General features: G+C 69.8%; 25 protein-coding genes. 13 read left to right on the plus strand and 12 right to left on the minus strand.

Annotated elements, in window-relative coordinates; translation table 11 throughout:
- The coding region (locus ON21_RS07550) for a ferredoxin--NADP reductase domain-containing protein (RefSeq protein ID WP_505762780.1) at positions 1-597 on the plus strand (597 nt) is incomplete at its 5' end.
- Positions 598-660: 63 nt separating this feature from the next.
- On the opposite strand, the gene ON21_RS07555 is transcribed toward ON21_RS07550, so the two are convergent.
- Complete coding sequence (locus ON21_RS07555; protein ID WP_039796740.1) at positions 661-1,422, minus strand: SDR family NAD(P)-dependent oxidoreductase; 762 nt, start codon at positions 1,420-1,422, stop codon at positions 661-663.
- A gap of 536 nt (positions 1,423-1,958) precedes the next feature.
- On the opposite strand from ON21_RS07555, the gene ON21_RS40580 reads away from it, so the two are divergent.
- Positions 1,959-4,103 carry an Hsp70 family protein gene (locus ON21_RS40580; protein WP_169332681.1) on the plus strand — a complete coding sequence of 715 codons (2,145 nt, stop codon included), beginning with the start codon at positions 1,959-1,961 and terminating at the stop codon, positions 4,101-4,103.
- Between the two features lie 97 nt (positions 4,104-4,200).
- Positions 4,201-4,995 carry an HAD family hydrolase gene (locus tag ON21_RS07570; protein ID WP_051020444.1) on the plus strand — a complete coding sequence of 265 codons (795 nt, stop codon included), beginning with the start codon at positions 4,201-4,203 and terminating at the stop codon, positions 4,993-4,995.
- A 209-nt stretch (positions 4,996-5,204) separates the two neighbouring features.
- On the opposite strand, the gene ON21_RS07575 is transcribed toward ON21_RS07570, so the two are convergent.
- The gene (locus ON21_RS07575; RefSeq protein ID WP_039796741.1) at positions 5,205-5,615 is read right to left on the minus strand and encodes a VOC family protein; all 411 of its coding nucleotides are present in this window, start codon (positions 5,613-5,615) and stop codon (positions 5,205-5,207) included.
- 97 nt (positions 5,616-5,712) lie between these two features.
- Between ON21_RS07575 and ON21_RS07580 the strand changes: the two genes are divergently transcribed.
- The gene (locus tag ON21_RS07580; protein ID WP_039796742.1) at positions 5,713-6,681 is read left to right on the plus strand and encodes a helix-turn-helix transcriptional regulator; all 969 of its coding nucleotides are present in this window, start codon (positions 5,713-5,715) and stop codon (positions 6,679-6,681) included.
- A 23-nt stretch (positions 6,682-6,704) separates the two neighbouring features.
- Here the strand turns inward: ON21_RS07580 and ON21_RS07585 are convergent, their stop codons facing one another.
- Both ON21_RS07585 and ON21_RS07590 read right to left on the minus strand, forming a co-directional pair.
- Positions 6,705-7,388 carry an SGNH/GDSL hydrolase family protein gene (locus ON21_RS07585; protein ID WP_039796743.1) on the minus strand — a complete coding sequence of 228 codons (684 nt, stop codon included), beginning with the start codon at positions 7,386-7,388 and terminating at the stop codon, positions 6,705-6,707.
- An 8-nt stretch (positions 7,389-7,396) separates the two neighbouring features.
- Positions 7,397-8,809 carry an MFS transporter gene (locus tag ON21_RS07590; RefSeq protein WP_039796744.1) on the minus strand — a complete coding sequence of 471 codons (1,413 nt, stop codon included), beginning with the start codon at positions 8,807-8,809 and terminating at the stop codon, positions 7,397-7,399.
- Between the two features lie 102 nt (positions 8,810-8,911).
- On the opposite strand from ON21_RS07590, the gene ON21_RS07595 reads away from it, so the two are divergent.
- Entirely contained in the window at positions 8,912-9,535 is a 624-nt protein-coding gene (locus tag ON21_RS07595) for a TetR/AcrR family transcriptional regulator (RefSeq protein WP_051020443.1), read from the plus strand.
- A gap of 57 nt (positions 9,536-9,592) precedes the next feature.
- On the opposite strand, the gene ON21_RS07600 is transcribed toward ON21_RS07595, so the two are convergent.
- From ON21_RS07600 to ON21_RS40925, 7 genes are all read right to left on the minus strand, one after another.
- On the minus strand, positions 9,593-10,279 hold the full coding sequence (locus ON21_RS07600; RefSeq protein WP_039796746.1) for a hypothetical protein: 687 nt from the start codon (positions 10,277-10,279) through the stop codon (positions 9,593-9,595).
- Positions 10,280-10,337: 58 nt separating this feature from the next.
- Entirely contained in the window at positions 10,338-11,063 is a 726-nt protein-coding gene (locus ON21_RS07605) for a sirohydrochlorin chelatase (RefSeq protein ID WP_039796774.1), read from the minus strand.
- 124 nt (positions 11,064-11,187) lie between these two features.
- Positions 11,188-12,483 (minus strand): sulfate adenylyltransferase subunit 1, encoded by a 1,296-nt coding sequence (locus ON21_RS07610; RefSeq protein WP_039796747.1) that lies wholly within the window; start codon positions 12,481-12,483, stop codon positions 11,188-11,190.
- Between the two features lies 1 nt (position 12,484).
- Complete coding sequence (gene cysD, locus ON21_RS07615) at positions 12,485-13,417, minus strand: sulfate adenylyltransferase subunit CysD (protein ID WP_039796748.1); 933 nt, start codon at positions 13,415-13,417, stop codon at positions 12,485-12,487.
- Positions 13,418-13,490: 73 nt separating this feature from the next.
- Positions 13,491-14,207 carry a phosphoadenylyl-sulfate reductase gene (locus tag ON21_RS07620; protein WP_039796749.1) on the minus strand — a complete coding sequence of 239 codons (717 nt, stop codon included), beginning with the start codon at positions 14,205-14,207 and terminating at the stop codon, positions 13,491-13,493.
- A 20-nt stretch (positions 14,208-14,227) separates the two neighbouring features.
- Positions 14,228-16,042, minus strand: coding sequence for a nitrite/sulfite reductase (locus ON21_RS07625; RefSeq protein WP_039796751.1), 1,815 nt, complete (start codon positions 16,040-16,042; stop codon positions 14,228-14,230).
- Positions 16,043-16,168: 126 nt separating this feature from the next.
- Positions 16,169-16,261 carry an Ms4527A family Cys-rich leader peptide gene (locus tag ON21_RS40925; protein WP_350356343.1) on the minus strand — a complete coding sequence of 31 codons (93 nt, stop codon included), beginning with the start codon at positions 16,259-16,261 and terminating at the stop codon, positions 16,169-16,171.
- 212 nt (positions 16,262-16,473) lie between these two features.
- Between ON21_RS40925 and ON21_RS07630 the strand changes: the two genes are divergently transcribed.
- From ON21_RS07630 to ON21_RS07640, 3 genes are all read left to right on the plus strand, one after another.
- Positions 16,474-16,881, plus strand: coding sequence for an SgcJ/EcaC family oxidoreductase (locus ON21_RS07630; protein ID WP_039796752.1), 408 nt, complete (start codon positions 16,474-16,476; stop codon positions 16,879-16,881).
- Between the two features lie 58 nt (positions 16,882-16,939).
- Positions 16,940-18,148, plus strand: a complete 1,209-nt coding sequence (gene hemW / locus ON21_RS07635) for a radical SAM family heme chaperone HemW (RefSeq protein WP_039796753.1) — start codon at positions 16,940-16,942, stop codon at positions 18,146-18,148.
- 106 nt (positions 18,149-18,254) lie between these two features.
- Positions 18,255-18,470: a hypothetical protein gene (locus tag ON21_RS07640; protein ID WP_039796754.1), complete on the plus strand. Its 216-nt coding sequence runs from the start codon at positions 18,255-18,257 to the stop codon at positions 18,468-18,470.
- 3 nt (positions 18,471-18,473) lie between these two features.
- Here the strand turns inward: ON21_RS07640 and ON21_RS07645 are convergent, their stop codons facing one another.
- The gene (locus ON21_RS07645) at positions 18,474-19,439 is read right to left on the minus strand and encodes an AraC-like ligand-binding domain-containing protein (protein ID WP_039796756.1); all 966 of its coding nucleotides are present in this window, start codon (positions 19,437-19,439) and stop codon (positions 18,474-18,476) included.
- Between the two features lie 199 nt (positions 19,440-19,638).
- Here ON21_RS07645 and ON21_RS07650 point away from each other — a divergent pair, with 199 nt between their 5' ends.
- From ON21_RS07650 to ON21_RS07670, 5 genes are all read left to right on the plus strand, one after another.
- Positions 19,639-20,460, plus strand: a complete 822-nt coding sequence (locus ON21_RS07650) for an alpha/beta fold hydrolase (RefSeq protein ID WP_039796758.1) — start codon at positions 19,639-19,641, stop codon at positions 20,458-20,460.
- A gap of 14 nt (positions 20,461-20,474) precedes the next feature.
- Positions 20,475-21,278 (plus strand): alpha/beta fold hydrolase, encoded by an 804-nt coding sequence (locus tag ON21_RS07655; protein WP_039796760.1) that lies wholly within the window; start codon positions 20,475-20,477, stop codon positions 21,276-21,278.
- A 171-nt stretch (positions 21,279-21,449) separates the two neighbouring features.
- Positions 21,450-22,481 carry a heat-inducible transcriptional repressor HrcA gene (gene hrcA, locus ON21_RS07660; RefSeq protein ID WP_039796762.1) on the plus strand — a complete coding sequence of 344 codons (1,032 nt, stop codon included), beginning with the start codon at positions 21,450-21,452 and terminating at the stop codon, positions 22,479-22,481.
- 139 nt (positions 22,482-22,620) lie between these two features.
- Positions 22,621-23,772: a molecular chaperone DnaJ gene (gene dnaJ / locus ON21_RS07665; RefSeq protein WP_039796776.1), complete on the plus strand. Its 1,152-nt coding sequence runs from the start codon at positions 22,621-22,623 to the stop codon at positions 23,770-23,772.
- Positions 23,773-24,409: 16S rRNA (uracil(1498)-N(3))-methyltransferase (locus ON21_RS07670; RefSeq protein WP_039796764.1), on the plus strand; the 637-nt coding region annotated here is incomplete at its 3' end. It lies immediately after the preceding gene.

Raw genomic sequence — 24,409 nt, forward strand, 5'->3', positions numbered from 1 at the left:
GGAACTGCCCTTCCATGTCGAGCAGAAGCTGAGGCTGCTGCACAGCGTGCGCACCCGGCCGGTGGGGAGCGCAAGCGCATCGTGTTCCGCTATCTGGCCGCGCCCACCGAGATCCTCGGCACCGAACGGGTGACCGGTCTGGAAATCGGCCGCACCGAGCTGGTCACCGATTCCGACGGCCGCGTCAGCGCCGTCGCGACCGGACAGACCGATCGACTGGACGCGGGGCTGGTGCTCACCTCGGTCGGCTACCGCGGTGTCGCGGTGCCCGGCGTGCCGTTCGACGAGCAGGCCGCGGTGATCCCGAACCAGGACGGCCGGGTGCTGGAGCGCCCGGGCGGCCCCGTGGTCACCGGTACCTACGTCACCGGCTGGATCAAGCGCGGGCCCACCGGCTTCATCGGGACCAACAAATCCTGTGCGCAGGAGACGGTGCGGCAGCTGGCCGCGGACTTCAACGCGGGCCTGCTGCCCGAGCCCACCTGCACCGCAGCCGAACTCGATCGACTGGTGCGACTGCGGCAGCCCGCGGTTCGCGCCGGGGGAGCGGTGGAAGCTCGTCCCGGCCGGGTCCGTCGCTTGCTGGCGCGCGCCTGAACGGACCCCGCCTCGAGATACCCCGGCAGCGCCGGTATCTCGAGGCGGTCCCACGTTCGGAGATCACCTTGCGGTGAAGCCGCCATCGATGGCGAGCGCCGCGCCGGTGACGAAACTCGCTTCACCGCTGAGCAAGTAGGCGCAGAACGAGGCGATCTCCTCCGGCGTCGCGATGCGGCCGAGCGGGTGCAGCGCCGCGACGGCGGCCTCTCCTTCGGGCGTCGCGCCCATCGAATTCCGGAACGCCGGGGTATCGACCGCCCCTGACACCAGTGCGTTCACCCGCACTCCCTGATCGGCGGCCTCGAGCGCCACCGCTCGGGTCAAACCGACGACGCCGTGTTTGGCGGCCACGTACGGCGCCACCGACCCCATCCCGACCACGCCGAGATTCGACGCGTTGTTCAGGATCGCGCCGCCGCCGGAGGCCGCCAGCGCGGGAACCTGATGCCGTAGACCGTAGAACACGCTGGTGAGATTGAGTTCGAGATCGGCGCGCCAGCTCGCCTCGTCGATCTCCGTGACCGGGCCGAAGGCGCACACCGCGCCCGCGTTGTTGAACGCGGCGTTCAGACGGCCGAATTCGGACAGCGCGGCGTCGGTCAACCGGGCCACGTCCTGCTCCACCGTGACATCGGTCGGCACGAACAGGGCGCGACCACCGGCCGCGCGGATGTCGGCGGCGATCCGCTCACCCGCGTCCTTGCCGCGTGCGCCCAGCACGACCGCGGCGCCTTCGCTCGCGACCCGCAGCGCGACCGCCTTGCCCACGCCCGAGGTCGCGCCGGTGACCACGACGACCTGATCCGCGAACCGTGTTGCCATCGTTCGATTTCCTTTCCACTCGCGATCTCACCTCCGTGGTGGGACCCGCTGTCGAGTCAAGCCGGACGCGAACGACGATGCTGGCGAGAATCGGACATCTAGTTGATGTGTCAATTGATTGCCGTGCGGAGGCGCTGGCCCGAGAATTCCGGCACTGGCAAGGATTTGGTTATCTACCGTCATGTGTCTGTCCCGCGGTGTGTTCCCGGGGCGGCAAACCGGCGTCCGGTCGGATTTTCGCCCGGATATCGAGATCGCTGTTCGATAGCGGGAATGCTGTTGTCTCAGGCGGATTCGCAGTGTCGAGTGGGCTGGACACGCATGTCGACTCGCATCTACCTGGCAATTCGGACGACTATTGCGGTCGATCGAACAATCCGTATCAATTTCGCATCCACGCGGATGCGAAACAGCTAACCTGTGGTGGCTGTTTGGAAGACGACCGCGGCCACAGGGGAACGCCATGTGATGGACGTGGTCACGGTGCGTTGACGGGATAGCGAATGACTACAGGTCTGGGTTTCAGCATCGGTGCAGTGAACTCCGTGACGGCTTCGGTCAGCATGGATCGACCACGACCGGCGGTGCGGTCTCGGCGCACCGCGGTGACCTTCGACAGCGGCGGCGGGCTTCGTCTGGGCGGGATTGCGCAATTCAGCATGGCGGTCACGGATTTCGCCGATCTGAGCCGTGATCCGGAAGCGGTGATCGTCGGCGGCCGCATCTGGTCGCCTGCCAATCTGGTCGCCGCGGTGGTCAACGAGCTCAGGGCCTGCGAGCCGGGGGCGACCGAGGCCGGCGTCGTCACCACCTACCCGGCGGTCTATTCCGACAAGCAGGTCGCGTTGCTGCGCCAGGCGCTGGACCTATCCGGGGCCGGCGACGTGCTGCTGGTACCCGAACCCGTCGCGGCCGCGGAATGGCTGGAGCACGAGCACGGCCCGCTGGATACCGATTTCGTCTTGATCTACGACCTCGGCGGCACCAGCCTCGACGTGAGCATCGTGCGCGTCGGCCCGGACTGGGACAACCATCCGATGATCGGAAAGCCTGCGCGTTCCTACGACTTCGGTGGCAGACCGCTGGGGTCGATGATCGCGCGGTACGCCCCGGACATGTCGTCCGCCGGACTGTCGATGACGTCCATCGTCGATATCGACGGATTGCGCACCGCCCATGTGCAGGACTCGCTGCAACTGGTCCGCGACTGTGTGCGCGAGGCGGGCATCACGCTGTCCGATATCGGCCGCGTGCTGCTGGTGGGCGGCGCGTCACGGCCGGCGGAGGTGGCGCGGACGCTCGCCGAACTCGGCCGACCCGTGATCATTTCGGCCGACCCCGGCCAGACGATCGCCGCGGGCGCCGCGCTGATGGCGGCGCGCACCATGGCGCTCGGCGCGTCGGACCGCCGAGCCAACGCGCCGCGCGTGGCGGTGTTCTCCAGCGCCGCGGTGGTCTCCGCGGTGGCCATGTCGGCGGTCACGGTCTTCGGCGGCCCCACGGTGCCCGAGCTGGCGCCGATGCTCGAGCGTCTTCCGGAGATCAGCTTGCCGACCGACGCTCTGCTGGTCGACGTCGGAAGCGAGCGCATCGCGGACGCTTGGTCGGGGATGGCCGTGCCCGCCACTTGGACTTCGGGCCGGGCGCTGCCCGCGCTCCTGTCGCAGCCTGCCTCCGCCTATACCCGATTCATCACGCCGGTTCCGCGTGGTGCCGGTTATGGTCCGTCGATGGCCGAGTCACGGATCGGCTCGCACCGGGATCCCCGAAACTGCTGCGCACCAGGGTTGTTGCGTTATCGGGGATATGGCGATCCCGCTTATTTCGTGAATCCGCTGCCGTTCGGCCCGGTCGCGCGACCCGCGCCCGGAGACGGTACGCAGCCTCCCGTTCCCGGGCAGGCGCCGGTACCTGGTCTACCGCTGCCAGGTCAGGCGCCGGGGTCGAATCCGCCCGCGCCTGGGCAGATATCCGCTCCGGGAACACCGGGCTCCCCTGGTCCGGCGCCGCAGCACGGGTCGAAGCCCGCGGAGCCCGGTGGGACGACGCCGGGGAACCCCGCGGGAAGTCCGTCGACCGGAACGTCCGGCTCGCCGGGTGCCGGTACCGGATCGGGCGAGCACGTCGAGCCCTCCGCATCCAGTTCGTCCTCTTCCGGAACAGCGAGCGCCGGGGGCTCGTCAGGAGGTACCGACGAAACATCGTCCGGCGGAACGCAGTCCGGGGGGAGCGCATCGAGCGGTGGCTCGACGAACGACTCCACCGCGCACGGATCGTCCGATGACTCGCCGGGCGGGTCGACCGGTGGATCGTCGTTGGGCGGGTCGCCCGGGAACTCCGCGACACACGGGTCGTCCTCGGCCGGGTCGGCGGGTGATTCCTCGCCCCATGGTTCCTCGTCGGCCGGCAACTCGTCGTCGGCCGGTGCGGCGGGTAGTTCCCCGGCCCATGGCTCGTCCTCGGGTGCGGCGGCCGGTGATTCGTCGACCGGTGGCTCGGCATCGAGCGGGCGTCCGGGCGGCGCGGCGTCGGCGGGTGGCCACCCGGGCGGGAACTCCTCGGGCGCTTCGTCGTCCAGCGGCTCGCCGGGCCGGTCCGGCTCGATCGGCGGTGCGTCGGCAGGCGGCTCGTCGAGAGGAGGCGGTGCGGGCGGGGCCGGAGGCGGAGGGCGCGGTCGGTAGGGGAGCCGGTCCCGACGGCGAATCACCCGGTGGCGGTACGGGTCCGGTCGCGCCGGATTCGGCGACGGGCGCGGCGGCACCGATGCACAATGGATTGATGGCTGCCGGGGGTCCCCAGCTGATCGCGCTGGACGTGGACGGGACGCTGCTGGATACGGGAACACCGATCAGTGCGCGGGTGGCCGCGGCGGTGCGCGCGGCCGTGGCAGCGGGTGCGCATGTGGTGGTGACCACCGGACGCACGCTGCTGACCACCCGTCCGGTGCTCACCGAACTCGGTCTACGCGAGGGACATGCCCTGTGCTCGAACGGCGCCGTGCACATCGACGTGGCCAGGGGCGAACCGGTGGCGATCCAGTCGTTCGACCCCGCGCCCGCGATCACCGCGTTACGGGCGCTGTTCCCGGCGATGATCTTCGCCGTGGAGAAGGTCGGCATCGGTACCTGGGCCACCGGAGCGAGTCCCGGCGAATTCTCGCTCGGTGAATACCTGCTCGTGGATCACCACGCGTTGAGCAGCGAACCGACCCCGCGACTGAACGGCTGGTTGCCGGATGGCTCGGTGGAGGAGATGCTGCGCGCGCTGCGTCCCTTGCGCGTACCCGGTGCGAGTTGGGTGCACGGCGAATTCGGTCCGTGGCTCACCGTTTCCCGCCAGGGCGTGTCGAAAGGCTGGGCGCTGGAACAGCTTCGCATCGCCCTCGGCGTCCCTGACGAAGCGACGCTGGCCATCGGCGACGGCTACAACGACCGCGAAATGCTGCGCTGGGCAGCGCATTCGGTCGCGATGGCGAACGCGCCCGCGGACGTTCGCGACCTCGCGGACGAAGTCACCGGCCACGTCCTCGAGGACGGCGTCGCCACCGTGCTGGAACGCTGGTTCCGCCCCTGACGCTGCGATCCGAGCGGGAAGTCCGGCCGCCATCCGGTGCGCTCCGTGGCCGCCTCGGTCGTGCTGATCTCCCACATCGGTGAATCAGCGGGCCGTTGGGAATGGCGCCGACACATCGTGAGGGCAAACTCCGTTCGTACGCGGGAGCCGTCCGCTCGGGCGGCGTGGTGTCCGGTCTCGGTCGAGCAGCACGCCGCCGTACTCTCGGCTCACGCGGGTCCGGTGGCGGCGAGGACCTGGAGGTAGTGCGGGTTGGACATGAGGCCGAGGACGTTGCCGAACGGGTCCACCACGGCCGCGGTGACGAAGCCCTCCCCGTTGCCGCGCGGGGTGATGGGGTCGTAGACGGTCGCGCCGAGCTCGAGCAGCCGGTCGAACGTCGCCCGCAGGTCGTCGACGTGCCAGTTGACGATCGCTCCGCCGGGGGCGTTGCGCGCGCCTGCGGGGGCGTAGGCACGGTTCACGATGCCGAATTCGTGCTGGTAGTCGCCGATGCGGAACTCGTAGTAGCCGTTCGGCACCTGGTAGTAGGGCTCGACGCCGAAGAACCGGGCGTACCAGTCCTTGGCGGCTTCGAGATCGTCGGCGTAGAAGGTGCTCGTCGCCATTCCGCGCAGCATGCTGGTTCTCCTTCGAATCGTTCTCATCCGTGCTTGCCTCCATCATCCGAGGAAAAGTGCGCACGGAATGAGCACTTTCAACGGCAGAATATTACGCATGCGAGCGGACCGATTGGTGGCGATCCTGCTGATGATGCAGACCCGCGGACGGGTGACGGCCGCGCAGGTGGCGGCGGAGCTCGAGACCTCGGTCGCCACCGCGCGCCGGGATCTCGAGGCGCTGTCGGCCGCGGGGGTGCCGGTGTATCCGCAGCCGGGGCGCGGTGGCGGCTGGTCGCTGGTAGGCGGTGCGCGCACGGATCTGAGCGGCCTGACAGCGGGAGAGGCGCGGGCGTTGTTCCTCTTGGCGGGTCCCTCCGCGGGCTCGGTGCCGGAGGCCAAGTCGGCGTTGCGCAAGCTGGTTCGTGCGCTGCCGCAGACCTTTCGCGGCGAGGCGGAGGCCGCGGCCGATGCGGTGGTGATCGACCCGGCGCGCTGGGGTGCGACCGATCGGGAACTGCCGCCGCTGGTATCGCTGCTGCAACGCGCTGTGGTGCAACGCGAGAAGGTTCTCCTGCGCTATGCGAACCGGACGGGGGAGCGGTCGGAGCGTCTCGTCGATCCCTGGGGGCTGGCCGACAAAGACGGTGTCTGGTACCTGATCGCCGGAACCGAGCGGGGCCAGCGGACTTTTCGCGTCGATCGGATCTGCGAAGCGTCTTCGACCGGTGAACCGGCCCACCGCCCAGCGGATTTCGATCTCGCCGACGCATGGGGCCGGGTGGTCGAGGAGATGGAGCGGCGGCGCGCGACCATCCAGGCCACCGTGTTGATCTCCGACCGCCTGTTGCCGATCCTGCGCGACCAACAGGGCCGGAACTGCCTGGTGGACGGCCCCGTTCCCGACGGTCGCGTCCAGGTCCGCGTCACGGCTCCCACCGCATGGATGCTGGCCCAGCAGCTGGCAGGCTGGGGCGCCTCGATCGAGGTCATCGATCCGCCCGAGGTCCGCGCCGAACTGGCCCGCCTGGGCAGCGAACTGCTCGAACGCTACGGAAAGGACGCCCCGTCCGGCACGGCATCATGACCGGCGCTCCACCACGTGTCCGGTCAGCGCGGCGCGAGCACGTGACCAGCCAAGGTGCGCACCATATCCGAGGCGAGCACGGCGTGGCCGCTCATGCTGAAGTGGATGAGGTCGGCGCTCATCAGGTCGGGCCGCAGACGCAGCGGGTGGTCCCAGAGTTCCAGCAGGAGCGCGTCGTAGCGGGCGGCCAGCTCGCGGACCAGATCGTTGAGCGCGGCCATCCGGTCGCGCATCGGACGCATCGGCGCCATGCGCTCGACTTCCCAGACGTCGGCGAGGGTGAAGGTCACGATCTGCGCTCCGGTGCGGGCCAGAGCGCCGAACAGCGTGTCCAGATTCGTCCGCAGCTGGGTGAGGTCACCGCCCGGCAGGAACAGGTCGTTGCCGCCGCAGGTGAGATGCACCAGATCGGGCCGGAATTCGAGCACGGAGGGCAGCTGTTCGGCGATGACCTGGGCGGAGGTGGCGCCGATGCGGCCGGTGTTCAGATAGGCCAGATCCGGGCGAACCGAAGTGAGCACGGCGGCCACGCGATCGGCCCAGCCCACGGGTTCGTAACCCGGGCTCGGATCGCCGACGCCCTGCGCGATGGAGTCGCCGAGCACCGCGTAGCGCTGCCATGGGGCGTCGGCGAGCAGACGACGCTGTTCCGCGGGCGGCAGCAGCAGCGGATCGTTCAGTTCACTACGAATTTGGTTGTCGCTCATAGTATTTCCTAGCTATCGGCGGAGATGGACGGAGTGCGGGCCGGTATCGCCGCCAGGCAGGCGGCCACGGCGGCGATGCCCGCGCACACGGCGAAGACGGTGTGGAACGCGCCGAGCGGATCGTCGGGACGTGCCGCGAACACGGCGGCGAGCACGGCCACGCCGAGCGCCCCGCCCACCTGCCGCGCCGTCAGATTCATCCCGGTGCCCGCGGCGAACTGCTGCGGCGGAAGCGCGCCGGCCGCCGCGGTGCCCAGCACCGTGACGACGAATCCGATGCCGCCACCGCCGAGTACACCGGCCGGAATCCACGCCGACCACAGGGCGGGGCCGGCGCCGAAGGCGTCCGTGCTCATCCACACGGTGTACGCCACGAACATCAGCGCACCGAGTACCCCGAGCCACCGCCTGGCCGTGGGCGAGCCGACCCGGCCCGCGATCGTCGCCGTGACCATCGAGGCGACGGCTCCGATGGTCATCGCGCCCGCGGAACCGAGCACCGAGTAGTCCCAGATCGCGTCCAGGAACAGCGATCCCGACAGCAGCCAGGCGAACATGGCCGCGCCGAAGACGAACGAGGTGGCGTTGGCCAGCGCATACGACTTGCTGCGCCACAGGTCCACGGCGATCGCGGGCTCGTGATGCCGCGCCGAACGGACGAGCGCGGCCAGGACGAGCAGCCCGCCGCCGATCAGCGCGGTCAGCGTCCCCGCTGAGGTCCAGCCCCAGCGCTGCCCTTCGGTGACGCCCGCGACCAGCCCGCCCAGCCCGAGCGTGACGGCCAGCGTCCCGAGCGGATCCGGCAGCGCGCCACCGGAATGACGGTCGTCCGGGGACGGCATGCGCGCCGCCGCCGCGATGAGCAACAGGGCCACTGGAACGTTGATGACGAAGACCGCCCGCCAGTCGAATCCTTCGACCAGCGCGCCGCCGAGCGCGGGACCGACCACCGCGGCGAACCCGCCCGCGGCCGACCAGGCTCCGATGGCGGCGCCGATCTTCTCCCGCGGCGTGGCGGCGAGCACCAGACCGAGGGCGGCCGGCACCATCAGCGCCGCGGTGCCGCCTTGCAGCACCCGGCCCGCGATGAGCCACCCCGCCGACGGCGCGAGCCCGCACAGCAGGGAGGTGAGGGCGAATCCGGCCAGCGCGCCGAGGAACAGCCTGCGGCGGCCGAGCGCGTCGGCGAGACGTCCGGCCGGGGTGAGCAGTGCGGCGAAAGCGACCGCGTATCCGCTGACGACCCAGGTCAGCGTTGCGGTGGCCGTGCCGGGGTAGTCCCGCGCGATCGAGGGGAAGGCGATGTTGACGACCGAGAGGTCGAGGAAGGCGATGAAGGCCGCACCGCAGGCGATCAGCAAGGTGCGGGTGGCCGCGGTCGCGGTCGGTGGGCTGGCGAGCCGCACGGACGCGTCGGTCATGGGAAGTCCTTAGGAAGTGGGAAACAAAACGCACGATCGTTCGTTCACTTAAACTACGACCATACGTTCGTATGTGCAACCGTGAAGTGGAAGAATGACGTCATGACCGAGTCCGTCACCGTGGGCGACCAGCCACGCGGCACCGATCAGCGCTTGGCCAAGGGCGCACGGGCGCGAGCGTCGATCGCCCGCCGCGCCGCCGACGTGGCTTCCGTCGAGGGCCTCAACGGCATCAGCATCGGCCGATTGGCCGCGGATCTCGGGCTCAGCAAGAGCGGAATCGCCACGCTGTTCGGCAGCAAGGAGAGCCTGCAGCTGGCGGCGGTACGGTGCGCGCGACAGGTCTTCATCGACGAGGTCATCACGCCGAGCCTGAGCGAGCCCGCCGGACTACCGCGCCTGCGCGCTCTGGTCGAGCGCTGGTTCGGCCAGGTCGCCGACCCCGCTTTCCCCGGTGGGTGCTTCCGCGTCGCGACCCTCGCCGAATTCGACAGCAGACCGGGACCGGTACACGACGCCATCGCAGAGGATCGCCGGGAATGGCTCGCCTTGCTCGTCAAGGAGATTCGCCGGGCACAGGAACAGGGCCATTTCGGTGCGCGCGGCGCCGACGCGGTCGCGTTCCAATTGGACGCGGTGATCGCCGCGGCGCACACGGCGCGGCAGATGGGTGACGAGTCGGGCGTGTCCACCGCCCGAGCCATTGTCGACGACCTGCTCGGCTGAGCCGCTTCGGCTGCGCCTCGTGGTCGCCGGGCCGCCCGCGCCCGCTTCGACGCGGGCCTAGTCGGCCGGCGAGCCGTTGACCAGGTAATCCAGGTAGGAGCCGGGAATCGGGCACAGTTCAACGCCTTCGGCGTCCACGATGTGCGGCCTGATGGTGCCGGTGGGGGTGATCTCGGGGCTTTCGATCAGCACCGTTGTCGTGGCGGGAAGGGCGAGGAACTGCACCGCGAAGGGCATGGCGGTGGCCAGTTCGAGCAGCGTGGTGTAGTACGACGAGCGGTGCGTGTGATCTTCGAAGCACTCGACCGACCAGCCGGAGAACTCCGGGTCGTCGGTCGCGGCGCGGGCCAGCACCAGCACCGGCGATTCGAGCCCGCACGACGAGACGACCGCCTGCTGATCCTCGCCGGGAAAGTCCAGCTGATCCGCCAAACCGACACCGGCGGCGACTTCGCGCTGATACCACACATCGCGCAGCGTGCGGTCGACCTGCTCGGCCCAGGTCTGCGCATCGGTGCGTTCGGCGAGCCCCAACGTGCCGTCGTCGCGGCCGCGCACCCGGACCAGGTTCCAGCCGATCCGGATCGTCTCGCCGGGCTGGTAGCGCGTGCCCGCCGCGACGGTGGACTCCAGATACGACAGCAGCCAGTTCTCCATGCCGGGCAGCTGCGGCTCGGTGCAGACAACGGTGAACTCGGGATGTCCGTGGCTGGCGCAGGAGGTGGTGCGGAACGACTCGGCCATGCCACGTTCCTAGCACGCGGCGGCCGCACCCGGGCTTCGCGCCCGGAAGAACACCCGGTCAGGCCGAGAGCGCGCGAGTATCGGCGATCGCCGCGTGATAGCGATCCAGGATGACCTCGGTGAGGGCCGGATGCGCGCCGAGCACATCGGCGTGGATCGCCTCCGGCGCCGCGTGCACGAGGCGATCGGTCAGCAATCCCGGCGCGAGGAACCACGGAGCGACCAGCACATCGTCCGCGCCGCGGGCGCGCAGTCGCGCGATCGCATCGGTGACCGACGGTTCGGTGGTCGCGAAGCAGATCTCGGTGCGCCAGCCGGTGCGGGCGGCCAGGCGGGTGGCCACCTCGGCGCTCCTGGCGTTGGCCGCGGTCGACGACGATCCGACCGCCGCCACCGCGATGCCGAGCCGCCGATCCGCGAAGCAGCGTCCGGCACCGGCGGCGAGGACGCGATCACGCAGCGCACCGACCAGTCCGGCGTCCACGCCGAGCACGTCGGCTCGGGTCAGGCGCAATCCGAGATGGCGGGCGCGAGCCGCGGCGAGCAGGCCGGGCAGATCGACTCTGGCGTGGAAGGCGCTGCCGAGCAGCAGCGGTGTCACCACCGCATGCGTGTGCCCGTCGGCGGCCACGGCATCCACGACCTGTTCGACCGACGGGGCGGTGAGATCCAGGAACGCCGTCCGGACGTCCAGGTCCGGCCGAGCGGCGGCGACGGCGCCGACCACCTCCGCGATGGTGGCCGCCGACCGCGGATCGCGGCTGCCGTGGGCCACGGCGATCAACGCGGGCGGACGCGCCGCGGTCCCGTCGAGTTCGGCCCTGGAAGTCGCGCAGCCCGGACGGCCCGCCGGGGCGATGGCGCCCAGGACCTGCGGGGCGCCGAACAAGGCTCGCGACACCGCCACGTCAGACTCCGGTACCGACCTCGACGGCGGTCAGCACGTCGCCGACCAGACCGGCCGCCAGCGTGTTGCCACCCGCCGGATCGATCAGCAGGAAGCTGCCGGTGTGCCGGTTCAGCCGGTAGTCGTCGGCCGCGATCGGCTCGGCGACCCGCACCGAGATGCGCCCGATGTCGTTGAGCTCCAGCGACTCGGGGTTCGGGTCGGCCGCGAGGCGCTGCTCGTCGAAGCGCTCCAGCAGCGTGCCGACGATCGCCTGGGTGGTCCGGGTGCCGTGCTTGAGCAGCAGTCGCGCGCCGGGGCGCAGCGGCTTGTCGCCCAGCCAGCACACGGTGGCGTCGAAGGCGTCGATCGGCTCGGGCGCGTCGGCGGCCGAGGCGATGATGTCGCCCCGCGAGATGTCGACGTCGTCGGCCAGGATGAGCGTGACGCTGCGTCCGGTCTGCGCCACCGCGAGTTCGCCGTCGGGAGTGTCGATCCGCTCCACCGTCGTGCGGATGCCCGACGGCAGCACCACGACCTCGTCGCCGGGCGCGACCGCGCCCGCCGCGATCTGTCCCGCGTAGCCGCGGTAGTCCGGGTATTCGGCGGTGCGCGGCCGGATCACGTACTGCACCGGGAATCGCAGACCCAGCTCGTGGCTGCCGGTGCTGTCGGCGTCGACCGGCACCGATTCCAGGTGCTCGATCAGCGACGGACCGTCGTAATACGGAGTGTTGTCCGACCGGGTGGCGATATTGTCGCCGTGCAGCGCCGAGACGGGGATCTCCAGCACGTCCTCGCTCGACCAGCCCAGCGTGGTGGTGAGCTCGTTGAATTCCGCGGAGATGGCGGAGAACACGGTGGCGGCGTCGTCCACCAGATCGATCTTGTTCACCGCGAGCACCAGCTTCGGCACACCGAGCAGCGCGAGCACGGCGGCGTGCCTGCGGGTCTGCTCGATGACGCCCTTGCGCGCGTCGACGAGCAGGATCACCAACTGCGCGGTGGACGCGCCGGACACGGTGTTGCGGGTGTACTGCACGTGCCCCGGGGTGTCCGCGAGCACGAAAGAGCGGCGCGGAGTGGCGAAGTAGCGGTAGGCGACATCGATGGTGATGCCCTGTTCGCGTTCCGCGCGCAACCCGTCCACGAGCAGCGAGAGATCCGGGGTGGCGAGACCTTTGTCCACCGACGCGCGGGTGACGGCGTCGATCTGGTCGGCCAGAACGGATTTCGTGTCGTAGAGCAGGCGTCCGACCAGAGTGGACTTGCCGTCGTCGACAGAACCGGCGGTGGCCAGCCTCAATAGGTCGGACATGTCAGAAATAACCCTCTCGTTTACGGTCTTCCATCGCGGCTTCGGAGACGCGGTCGTCGCCGCGGGTCGCGCCACGTTCGGTCAGTCGGGACGCGGCGACCTCGGCGAGGATCGCCTCGTTGTCGGCCGCGTCGGAAAGAACGGCGCCGGTGGACGATCCGTCGCCCACGGTGCGGTAGCGCACCGACCTGGTCTCCAGCACCTCGCCCTCGCGCGGGCCGCCCCACACGCCCGGCGTCATCCACATGCCGTCGCGCTGGTACACCGGACGCTCGTGCGCGTAGTAGATGCTCGCCAGGTCGATGTCCTCGCGGGCGATGTAGCGCCAGATGTCCAGCTCGGTCCAGTTGCTCAGCGGGAACACGCGCACGTGCTCGCCCGGCGCGTGGCGCCCGTTGTACAGGTTCCACAGCTCGGGGCGCTGCCGCTTCGGGTCCCACTGGCCGAAGGCGTTGCGCAGCGAGAAGATCCGCTCCTTGGCGCGCGAGCGCTCTTCGTCGCGGCGGCCGCCGCCGAACACGGCGTCGAACCGGTGCTCGCTGATCGCGTCCAGCAGCGGGACGGTCTGCAGCGGGTTGCGGATGCCGTCCGGGCGCTCGGTGAGCCTGCCGTCGGCCAGGTAGTCCTCCACCTTCGCCACGTGCAGGCGCAGGCCGTAGCGCTCGACCACCTTGTCCCGGAACTCCAGCACCTCGGGCAGATTGTGCCCGGTGTCCACGTGCAGCAGCGCGAACGGCAGCGGCGCGGGCCAGAACGCCTTGAGCGCCAGATGCAGCAGCACGGTGGAGTCCTTACCGCCGGAGAACAGGATCACCGGCCGCTCGAACTCGCCCGCCACCTCGCGGAAGATGTGGATCGCCTCGGATTCCAGTGCGGCGAGGGTGTCGAAATCGGTGATACCGAGCGAACGTTCGTTGCGAATGGTTTCGGTCATGCTGTGTCCTCTTTTGCATGCCCGAGGGGCCCTACGTGGTTACGTAGGCTGCCTCCTCCGGGCCCTGACTCGGTCATGCTGTGTGCAACCCGCATTCGGTCTTGGCGAGGCCGGCCCAACGGCCGCTTCGCGGATCGGCTCCCGGGTCCGGCTTCCGCGTGCACGGAGCGCAGCCGATGGACGGATACCCCTCCTCCACCAGCGGATTGACGAGGATGCCGTGTTTTTCGATGTAGTCCTGCATCTCGTCGTCGGACCACGGCGCGATCGGGTTGATCTTCACCAGCCCGAAGGCCTCGTCGAACGAGATCAGCGGTGCGTTCGCGCGGGTCGGCGCCTCCACCCGGCGGATGCCGGTGACCCAGGCGTTGTAGCCCGCGAGCGACTTCTTCAGCGGGACGACCTTGCGCAACCGGCAGCATTCGTTCGGCTCGCGGGCGAACAGGTCCTTGCCCAGCAGCCGGTCCTGTTCGGCTACCGAGTGTTCCGGCTGGACGTTGACCACGTTCACCCCGTACACGGCCTCCACCGCGTCCCGAGTGCCGATGGTCTCGGCGAAGTGGTAGCCGGTGTCGAGGAACAGGACGTCGACACCGGCGCGCACGCCCGCGGCCAGGTGCACCAGCACGCCGTCCTGCATGTTGGACGCCACGATGTAGTTCGAGCCGAAGGTGTCCTCGGTCCACCGCAGCAGTTCGGTCGCCGAGGCGCCGTCGAGTTCGGCGGCACCGCGCGCGGCGATGGCGCGCAGCTCGTCCTCGGACAGCTTTTCCGCGAGTTCGGTTGTCACAATTGATCTCCCGTCGACACTTATCTCAGGTCGGCCTCGTCGGCGCGGACCGCCCACTGGGCGAACCGTTCGCCGTCCGAACGCTGCTTGACGAAGTTGCGCACCACCCGATCGATGTAGTCGCCGAGTTCACCGGAGGTGACCTTGTGCTGGCGCAGCTTGCGCCCGAACGCGCTGTCGAAGCCGAGGCTGCCGCCGAGGTGAACCTGGAATCCCTCCACCTGATTCCCGGCGCCGTCGTCGACCAGCTGACCCTTGAACCCGATGTCGGCGATCTGCGAGCGGGCGCAGGAGTTGGGGCAGCCGTTGATGTTGATCGTGATCGGAACATCCAGCTGCGCGTTGATATCCGCCAGCCGTTCCTCGAGCTCCGGCACCAGCGCCTGGGAGCGCTTGCGCGTCTCGGCGAAGGAGAGCTTGCAGAACTCGATGCCGGTGCAGGCCATCAGATTCCGCCGCCACAGCGAGGGCCGCGCCTGCAGGCCGAGCGGTTCCAGTTCGTCGATCAGGGCGTCCACCTTGTCGTCGGGGACGTCGAGCACGATCAGTTTCTGGTACGGAGTGAACCGGACGCGATCGGAGCCGATCCGCTCGACCGCGTCGGCGACCTTGGTCAGCACGGTGCCCGACACCCGGCCCGCGATGGGGGAGAAGCCGACGGCGTTGAGTCCGTTGCGCAGCCGCTGCACGCCGACGTGGTCGATCGGCTTGGTCGGCTGTTCCGGCGCGGGGCCGTCGATCAGCTTGCGCTTCAGGTACTCGTCCTCCAGCACCTGGCGGAACTTCTCGATGCCCCAGTCCTTGATCAGGAACTTCAGGCGCGCCTTGGTGCGCAGGCGGCGGTAGCCGTAGTCGCGGAACACCGACACGACGGCTTCCCACACGTCCGGCACCTCGTCCAGCGGCACCCACACGCCCACCCGCTTGGCGAGCATCGGGTTGGTGGACAGTCCGCCGCCGACCCACAGGTCCAGGCCGGGGCCGTGCTCGGGATGCACGACACCGACGAACGCCACGTCGTTGATCTCGTGCACCACGTCCTGCTGGCCGGAGATCGCGGTCTTGAACTTGCGCGGCAGGTTGGAGTACTCCTTCTTGCCGATGTAGCGGCGCACGATCTCCTCGATCGCGGGCGTGGGGTCGATGATCTCGTTCAGCGACTCGCCCGCCAGCGGGGACCCGAGCACCACGCGCGGGCAGTCGCCGCATGCCTCGGTGGTCTTCAGGCCGACCGCCTCGATCCGCTTCCAGATCTCCGGGACGTTCTCCACCTCGATCCAGTGGTACTGCACGTTCTCCCGGTCGGACAGATCCGCGGTGTCCCGGGCGAACTCGGTGGAGATCCCGCCGAGCGTGCGCAGCTGCGCGAGGTTCAGCGCGCCGCCGTCGCAGCGGATGCGCATCATGAAGTACTTGGCCTCGAGCAGGTCGATGTTCTCGTCACCGGTCCAGCTGCCGTCGTAGCCCTGCTCGCGCTGGGTGTACAGGCCCCACCACCGGAACCGGCCGCGAAGGTCACCCTTGTCGATGCCGTCGAAGCCCGTCTTGGCGTAGATGTTCTCGATGCGGGCGCGGACGTTGAGCGGGTTGTCGTCCTTCTTGGACTGCTCGTTCGGGTTCAGCGGCTCTCGATAACCCAGCGCCCACTGACCCTCGGCCTTGCGGCGCACCGGCTTGCCGGTGCGGACGCGCGGTCCGGTCGTGGTCGCCTCGGGACGCGGCCGATCCGGGCGCACCCGGCGTTCGGAGGCCGGGCGTTCGGGGCGCGCGCGGCGCCCCGGCTGGGATTCGGGCGTGGGCTGATCGGTCGGACCGGCGTCGGGGCTCGACGTCATGGGGTCGCTCCTGCGGGGTGGGTGGTACATCCTGCTGAGGGGGCGCGAGGGGCTGACTCACGCCTGCGGTGTCAGCGGGCCGAGGAAATCGGGATCGCCGGGGACCCGGGGATCGGGCGCGCTGAACTACCGGAGAGAACCGGGCAGACAGCAGGCGCTACAGACGCGCTTGTAATCGACGTGGCGACGGGCCACCAGTCGAATCTCCAAAGCGCGCATGCGGCCTATTGTGCCACGTCAGCGATGGCCTTCCGACCCTGCATCCAGTATTTCCCGCACTTTCGCGGGAAATCCCCTGGACGCTCGACCCGGTTTGTGACGGCAGTCATAGTTCGGGGGTGCAACCAGGCGTGTGATACGGGCCGTCGCCCTCTGTGACACTGCACACCTCGCTTGACCTCGAGCGAGCTCGAGGTAGGACGCTCGGCGCCATGAGTACCACAGCTGTCGACACCACCGCCGAATTGGAAGCCATCCGCGCGGTGGTCGCGAGCGTCCAACACGCTCAGCAGAACGAACTCGTCGACGAATTCGTCGCGCTGTTCCGGGCGGACGCGATCTGGACCACCGGGCACGGCAAACGCCTCTTCGGCCGGGCCGCCATCGCCGAGTTCACCGCACAGGTGCTGCCCGGCGCCACCGCGCACGGCACGGCGACCTACGAGGTGGAGCACGTGCTGTTCATCCGGCCGGACGTGGCCGCGGTGAAGGTGCGCCAGCGTTACTTCACCGACGCGGGCGTCCTGGACAGCGAAGGCAGCCCGATGTACGTGATGTCCAAGGAGGACGGCCGCTGGTTGCTCACCGCGAACCAGAACACTCCCGTTGTGGCGGACTGACGGTTCATACCGCGGTCCCGGACGCCGCCGCGATCGCGGCGGCGTTCACACTGGACAGGTGACTTCTTCCGCCGCCACCGCAAGCACCGACACGCCCGCGCCGGTGCTGCGCGACTTCGGCGACGGGCCGTTCGGGATCTACGTGCACGTGCCGTTCTGCGCCACGCGGTGCGGGTACTGCGACTTCAACACCTACACCGCGGGTGAACTCGGCAGCTCGGCCTCGCCGCAGTCATGGCTGACGGCATTGCGCGGCGAGCTGGCGACCGCGGCCGGGGAGTTCGCTACCTTGCCCACCGCGACGCCGGAAGTGTCCACCGTTTTCGTCGGCGGGGGGACGCCCTCCCTGCTGGGCGGCGACGGGCTCGCCGCGGTGCTGGACGCCGTGCGCGCCGAGTTCACGCTCGCCGCCGGGGCCGAAGTCACCACGGAGTCCAATCCGGAATCCACCTCGCCGGAATTCTTCGAGCGCATCCGGGCCGCCGGGTTCACCAGGGTGTCGCTCGGCATGCAGTCCGCCGCGGCGCATGTGCTGAAGGTGCTCGACCGGAAGCACACTCCCGGCCGCGCGGTGGCCGCCGCACTGGAGGCGCGCGCCGCGGGATTCGAGCACGTCAACCTCGATCTGATCTACGGAACGCCGGGCGAGCGCGACGCCGATCTGGACGCGAGCCTGGACGCGGTGCTCGGCGCGGGCGTCGATCACGTCTCGGCCTATTCGCTGATCGTGGAGGACGGCACCGCGCTGGCCCGGCGGGTGCGCCGCGGCGAATTGCCCGCGCCGGACGACGACGTGCTCGCCGCCCGCTACGAGCGCATCGACGCGCGGCTGCGCTCGGCCGGGTTCGATTGGTACGAGGTGTCGAACTGGGCCGCGGGCGATACCGCGGTCTGCAGGCACAACCTCGGGTACTGGGACGGCGGCGACTGGCTCGGCGCCGGACCCGGCGCGCACAGTCATCTCGGCGGCGTGCGCTGGTGGAACGTGAAACACCCCGCTCGGTACGCCGATCGCGTCGGCGCGGGCGGGCTGCCCGCCGCGGGCTGGGAGGCGCTCGGCGCGGACGAGCGGTACACCGAGCGGGTCATGCTCGCCGTCCGGCTGCGTACCGGCCTGCCGCTGGCCGATCTGGCCTCCTCCGCGCTCCCCGCCGTCGAGCGCGTGGTCGCCGACGGCCTCGCCGTGCGCACCCCGAACGACCGGCTCGTCCTCACCGACCGCGGCCGTCTGCTCGCCGACGGTGTCGTCCGCGACCTGCTCGACTGATCCGCCGGCGGATCACGGTCCGGGCAACGCGGTGCACTTTATGTCTCGTTCGAGTAACACGGCGTCCACCGGCCGCGTAGTCTGCGACCAACCCCCAAGGAGACTCATGGCCTCGGCACCACGTATGACCCTTATCCATGAACCTGGCGAATTCGCGGAGGCGCGAGCAGCGGAGCGGGCGCAGAACGCGCGCCAGTGCGCCGTCGCTGCCCGCACCGTCGCCAGCTACGCGGAGAACGCCGCCGACTGCGAGTCGCTGCTGGCGATGCTCGGTCTCGACGCTCTCGCGGGCAAGCAGGCGAAAGCGGGCGATCGCGGCTGACCGCTACGTCTCCGCCCGGCAGAGGGCGGTGCTGCGCCATTCCCGCGGCGAGAGCCCATAGGCGGCGCGGAAGCGCCGGGCGAAATGCGACGGATCACGAAAGCCCCAGCGGCGCGCGATCAGCGCGATCGTCCGGTGCTTCTGGTCCGGCCGGGTCAGATCGCCGCGCACTTGCTCGAGCCGCTGGCCGATGATCCACTGCTCGAGGCGGTACTCGGTGTTCGCGAAGATCTTGTAGAGCTGCCGGACCGACATGTTGTGCGCCTTGGCGATCTGTTCGGCTCCGAGATCGGGATCGGACAGGTTTCGCCGGACGTAGGCGCGAATCCGGGACAGCAGGATGTCGTCCGGGACGACGGAGCCGTTGCTGTCGTCCGCGCCCGCCGACAACAGCAGTCCCCGGATCAGCTCGATGCTGGCGCAGCCCGACAGCGCGGCCGCCGGGTCGGCGCTGAGCGCGTCGGCGTCGGCGGTCAGCTGGACGATGTGGTTGGCCACCAGCCGGTAGTGCGGGCTGTCCTGCACCCTGGCGGCGGCCTGGCCGATGAGATCGGCGGGCAGGCCGAGTTGATCGAGCGGCACGTACAGGCAGGTCGACGCACCGTCGCCGTGCCAGCCGAAGTCGAAGGGCGCGTTCAAGTCGATGACGTGCAGATCGCCCGGTCGCACGACCCGCAGGACGCCGCCCTGCTCGTATCGTCCGTCGCCCGCCTGCTGCACCGCGACCGCCAGCACCGGCGCGGGGGAGGCCCGCACCTGTTTCGGCGTCCGGATCAACTGGATGCCCGAGCTGCGAGCACGAACGACGCCGGCCGCGCCGAACCGCCACACGTCGAACGTGGCGTGCACACGCTCGTCCGGTCCGTCCAGTACGACATGGGACGGGACCGATGCCTCCTGTATCGCCGCGGCCACCGCGTCCGCTCGCTCGTGCGGCGCGATGGTGTCCGAATCGAACACGACCGTCATTCCAGCCTCCGTCGCAAATGAGACAGATTCGGCAATCCTCGCACGGCAGCCGCGGATCGGGCCGTGCATTCTGAGCCGAAGATCGTGCACGCAGAGTCGTTTTTCCGGGGGCCGCACGTCATAGGCTGTCGGACGGCGCTCGCTCGTAGAGATCGATTCCGGTTCGCCCGACCATCTGTTCGGATCGAAGGGAACTGTCATGCCGACGATCACCACCACCGATGGCGTCGAGATCTACTACAAGGACTGGGGTGCCGGGCGTCCCGTGGTGTTCAGCCACGGTTGGCCGCTGAACGGAGACGCCTGGGACAACCAGATGAACCTGGTGGCGCGCAACGGCTACCGCGCCATCGCGCACGATCGGCGTGGGCACGGCCGCTCGAGCGACGTGTGGGACGGGCACGACATGGACCACTACGCCGACGACCTCGCCGCGGTGCTGAACGAGTTGGACATCAAGGACGCGACGCTGGTCGGGCACTCGACCGGCGGCGGCGAGGTGACCAGGTATCTGTCCCGGCACGGCACGTCGCGGGTCGCGAAGGCGGTGCTGCTCGGCGCGGTCCCGCCCTTGATGCTGCGGACCGGGAAGAATCCGGAAGGGACGCCGATCGAGGCGTTCGACGACATCCGCGCGGGCGTCGCCGCCGACCGCTCGCAGTTCTGGAAGGATCTGTCGGTCTCGTTCTACGGCGCCGACCGCCCGGGATCGAAGGTCTCGCAAGGGCTGCGCGACCACTTCTGGCTGATGGGCATGCAAGTGGGGCTCAAGGCCGCGTTCGACTGCGTCAAGGCGTTCTCCGAGACCGATTTCACCGCCGAGCTGCCGAGCATCGAGATCCCGGTGTTCGTGGCGCACGGCGACGACGACCAGATCGTGCCGCTCGCCGCCGCGGGCGCCAAGACGGCGAAATTGCTCCCGCGGGCCCGACTGAAGGTGTACCCCGGCGCTCCGCACGGCCTGTGCGGCGACTACGAGAAAGCGTTCGACGCCGATCTACTGGACTTCCTGAAGAGCTGAGGAGCCGAGAACCGATGACGAACAAACGCAGTCTGCGCCGCGCCGTTGCCGCCCTCGCCGTCGCGCTCGCCGCCACGGGGTCGGCCGGGCCCGCGCAGGCGCAATCGCTGCCCACCGTCGTGCTCGTGCACGGCGCCTTCGCCGACACGACCAGCTGGGACGGTGTCGCCGCCGTGCTGCGCCAGCGGGGCTATCGCGTGCTGACGCCGGAGAACCCGCTGCGCGGGCCCGCCTACGACGCGGCCGCCGTGCAGCGCACGCTGGACACGATCAGCGGTCCCGTCGTGCTGGCCGGGCACTCCTACGGCGGCTTCGTGATCAGCAACATCCACGACCCGAAGGTAGAATCGTTGGTGTACATCGCGGCATTCGCACCGGCGGAAGGCGAGGTGGCGCAGTCCGCGCTCGACCCGATCCGCTTCCCGGGCAGCCAGCTGCTGCCGCCCGCGCTCCAGGTGAAGGTCGTCGACGACGTCACGGGTATCGCCGGGAAGAACCTGGACGGCTACGTCGCGGCCGACAGCTTCAACACTGTCTTCGCCCAGGACGTCGGTCCGGCGACCGCGGCCGACCTGTTCGCCCATCAGCACTCCATCGCCCTGAAGGCCAACCTCGAACCCTCCGGACCGCCTTCGTGGTCGGGGACCCCCAGCTGGTTTCTGGTATCGGCCGCCGACCGGATCATCCCGCCATCCGCCCAGCGCTTCATGGCCCAGCGCATGGCGGCTCGAACCGGCGAGATCGACTCCTCGCACGCCTCGTTGGTTTCCCGCCCCGACGCCGTCGCCGCGGTGATCGACGCCGCCGTTCCGCGTTGATCGCGGCGGCGCTGCTCCGTTCCCGGGATGTTTTGCGGGCGAGCGATCCGGTTACCGACAATTAGACTGGATCGACAGACGAACCGTGGTTCGCCTGCGATGTCTGGTGACCACGGGACGTCGGCGCCGGGTACGGCGGGACGGTCAGATGAAAGCGAGGAGGTGCGGCCGATGTCGAGCACCGAGGATCGGCGCTTCGAGGTCCTGCGCGCCATCGTTGCGGACTATGTCGCGACCAAGGAGCCGATCGGGTCCAAGACGCTGGTCGAGCGGCACAACCTGGGTGTTTCCAGCGCGACGGTGCGCAACGACATGGCGGTGCTCGAGGCCGAGGGCTACATCACCCAGCCGCACACGAGTTCCGGCCGCATCCCCACCGACAAGGGCTACCGGCAGTTCGTGGATCGGATCTCCGAGGTCAAACCGCTGTCGTCGGCGGAGCGCAGGGCGATCCTCGAGTTCCTCGAGTCCGGCGTCGACCTCGACGACGTGCTGCGCCGTGGTGTCCGCCTGCTGGCCCAGCTGACCAGGCAGGTCGCCGTCGTGCAGTACCCGACGGTCTCGGCGTCCACGGTGCGGCACATCGAGGTGGTCGCGCTCAATCCCGCCCGCCTGCTGCTGGTGGTGATCACCGACACCGGCCGGGTCGATCAGCGCCTGGTGGAGCTCGGCGCGGTGATCGACGACGAGGATCTGGCCGCGCTGCGCGGCATGCTCGGCGGCGCGATGGACGGCAAACGCCTGGCCACGGCCTCCGCGGCGGTCGCCGAGCTGCCCGAGCACGCTCCGTTGCGGCTGCGCGATGTGCTGGTGCGGGTCGCCACGGTGCTGGTGGAGACCTTGGTGGAACACCCGGAGGAGCGCTTGGTGCTCGGCGGCACCGCCAACCTCACCCGCAACGCCGCTGACTTCGGTTTCCCCGGCTCGCTGCGCGCGGTGCTGGAGGCGCTCGAGGAACAGGTGATCGTGCTCAAACTGCTCGCCGCGGCCCAGCAACCGGGGACGGTCACGGTGCGGATCGGCGAGGAGACGCAGGTCGAGCAGATGCGCGGCACGTCGGTGGTGTCGACCGGCTACGGCGCGGCGGGGGCGGTGCTCGGCGGTATGGGCGTACTCGGCCCGACCCGAATGGACTATCCGGGCACGATCGCGTCGGTGGCGGCCGTCGCCCGATACATCGGTGAGGTGCTCGCCGAACGCTGACACGGCGACGCCACTGCTACGCTCGATCCTTCGGCCGGATAAAGTTGAGTGCACAAGACTAATGCTGTTGTCGGCGCGCTTCGCACGCGGCGCGGGCACCGGCGGCACTGTCGAGAACGACCAAGGACTAGAGACTCAAGTGGCACGGGACTACTACGGACTGCTCGGCGTCGCGAAGAACGCGACCGACCAGGAGATCAAGCGGGCATACCGCAAGCTGGCGCGTGAGCTCCACCCCGACGTCAACCCCGACGAGGCGGCGCAGGCCAAGTTCAAGGAAGTGTCGGCCGCCTACGAGGTGCTGTCGGATCCGGAGAAGCGGCGCATCGTCGACATGGGCGGCGACCCGCTGGAATCCGGCGGTGGCGGGGCCGGATTCAACGGCGCGGGCTTCGGCGGGCTAGGCGATGTTTTCGAGGCGTTCTTCGGCGGCATGAGCGGATCGGCCGGCGCGCGCAAGCCGCGCGGTCGGGTCCAGCCCGGCGCCGATTCGCTGATCCGCACCCGGCTCAGCCTGGCCGAATGCGCGGTCGGCGTGACCAAGCACCTCACCGTGGACACCGCGATCCTCTGCGACATCTGCCAGGGCTCCGGGACCAACGGCAAGTCCAAGCCGGTCCGCTGCGAAACCTGTGGCGGCGCGGGCGAAGTCCAGTCCGTGCAGCGTTCCTTCCTCGGCCAGGTGCTGACCTCGCGCCCCTGCCCGACCTGCCGTGGCGCGGGCGAGACCATCCCGGACCCGTGCCACAAGTGTGGTGGCGACGGCCGGGTGCGGGCGCGCCGCGAGATCGCTGCCCCGATTCCGGCCGGCGTCGCGAACGGCATGCGGGTGCGGCTGGCCGCGCAGGGCGAGGTCGGCCCCGGCGGCGGTCACGCGGGCGACCTGTACGTCGAGATCGTGGAGCAGCCGCACGACGTGTTCGTCCGGGACGGCGACGATCTGCACTGCACCATCCGGGTGCCGATGGTGGACGCGGCGCTGGGCACCACCGTCGTGATCGACACCATCCTGGACGGCCCGACCGAGCTGACCATTCCGGCGGGCACCCAGCCCGGTGAGATCTCGGTGCTGCGCGGTCACGGCATGCCCCGGCTGCGCTCGAGCGCGCGCGGCGACCTGCTGGCGCATCTGGACATCGTGATCCCGGCCAAGCTGGACAGCAAGCAGACCGAGCTGTTGCGCAAGTACAAGGGATTGCGCGAGCGGGAGCGCGCCGAGGTGATGTCGGCGCAGTCCGAGCACAACAGCGGACTGTTCGCCCGGCTGCGCGCGTCCTTCAGCGGGCGCTAGGTGGCCGCGACGGTCTTCTACCTCGACGAGGTGCCCGAGCCGGGCGCGGTCGCGGTGCTCGACGGCCCGGAGGGCAGGCACGCCGCCACGGTGCGCCGCATCCGGGTCGGCGAGCCGATCACCCTGTCCGACGGGCGCGGGGTGCTCGCCGCATCGGAAGTCGTCGCGGCGCAGCGCGACCGGCTCGAGCTCGCGGTGCGTGACCGGGTGCTGGCGACCCCGCAGGAGCCGCCGGTGACCGTCGTGCAGGCGCTGCCGAAGTCCGATCGCTCGGAACTGGCGGTCGAGCTGATGACCGAGGCGGGCGCGGACGCCGTCGTTCCCTGGCAGGCCGCGCGTTGCGTCGCGAACTGGGAGGGCAAAGCGGCCAAAGGCGTCGAGAAGTGGCGCGCCGCGGCCCGCTCGGCCGCCCGGCAGTCCCGCCGTGCCTACATCCCGGAAGTCGCCGAGCTGCACCGCACCCACGACGTGCTGGAGCTGGTCGGCGCGGCGAAGGGGCGCGGCGCGATCGTCGCGGCCCTGCACGAATCCGGCGCCGCGCGCTTCACCGCACTGCCGTTCGCCGACGCCACCGAGATCGTCCTCGTGGTGGGCCCGGAAGGCGGGCTGGACGACGCGGAACTCACGGCTTTGGCCC

Origin of the sequence: Nocardia araoensis NBRC 100135, assembly GCF_000308435.1 — a bacterium.
Taxonomy (GTDB): Bacteria; Actinomycetota; Actinomycetes; order Mycobacteriales; family Mycobacteriaceae; genus Nocardia; species Nocardia araoensis.